The following is a 1,108-nucleotide window of genomic DNA, read 5'->3' on the forward strand; positions in this document are numbered from 1 at the left end:
GCCGGCGGCGTCGAGGGCGCGGCGGGCGGTCTCCACCACGTGGGGGCGTTCGAGCAGCATGCCGTGCAGGCGGGGATGGGCGGCCAGGATGCGGCCGAGGAGTTCGCCGTTCCCGCCGGCGATGTCGACGACGGTCCGGGGCACGGCGGCCGTGGCCTCCGCGGCTGCCGCGGTGATGACCGGGTGGGCCGGGAGCGGCTCGAACATGCGCGAGCTTGCGGCCATGGACCGGTCGAACAGGTCGGCGAGCTCGGGGTGGCGGGCGAAGTGGTCGAAGTGGTTCTCGCCGTGGAGGTGCTCGAAGGCGGTCTCCCCGGTCCTGACGGTGTGTTCGAGACCGGCGAAGGAGTGGTAGAACGGGCCGCCGTACATCAGCGCCAGCGGCCGCATCGACCCGGGGGAGTCCGAGCGCAGCAGCGCACCGAGTCCGGTGAGCCGGAAGCCGTCCGGGTGTTCGGCGACCACGCCGAGCATCGCCAGGTAGCGCAGCAGGGTGGCGAGGCTCTGCGGGTGGGCGCCGACCGCCCCGGCCAGCGGCCGGACGCCGGTCGTACTGCGGGTGTCCATGGCGTCGGGCAGCCCCAGACGGGCGCAGACGGCCAGGGCCTGGGTCGTCCACGCCCCGGTCATCAGGCGCAGGAGCGTCTCGGCCGGCTGTTGGGTGCGGTGCCCCTGCACCTGGGGGGAAGGCAGGAGGGTCGCGGCGCGGCCGTGGCCGGCCAGGTGGGCGGCGAGGACGCTGTCGTGCCGGCCGGGGACGTGGAGTTCCACCCGCCGGTAGCCGGCCGTCGAACCGGCGGGGGCGGTGAAGTAGAGGACGGTGGCGTCCTCGTGCGGGTTGTAGCCGCCGCCGTCGGTGCCGGCGCCGAGGCGGGCGAACACCGCGCACAGCCCGCGGAGCACCAGCGGGTCCGGGTGCCCGACCTCGAAGGCGAGGTGCGCCTCGTGCTGGTGGGCCCGTTCGTGGGCGGCCAGCTCCGCGAGGTCCGAGCCCGGGGGCACGGTCAGCGTGAACACCTCCACCGTCCGGGGGTGCCCCGTCGGAGCCGTGGACGGGGGGACGCAGGATCCGCACGTCGAGCTGCGCCGCGTCGCGCCGGTGCCGCAC

General features: G+C 75.6%; 1 protein-coding gene. It reads right to left on the reverse strand.

Going from position 1 to position 1,108, the window contains the following annotated elements; all coding sequences use genetic code 11:
* Positions 1 to 1,017 (reverse strand): methyltransferase (locus ABZ885_RS41790; protein WP_360200526.1); only part of this gene is annotated, 1,017 nt, incomplete at its 3' end.
* Between the last annotated feature and the right edge of the window lie 91 nt (positions 1,018 to 1,108).

Origin of the sequence: Kitasatospora sp. NPDC047058 (assembly GCF_040643935.1) — a bacterium.
In the GTDB taxonomy this organism is placed as follows: Bacteria; Actinomycetota; Actinomycetes; order Streptomycetales; family Streptomycetaceae; genus Kitasatospora.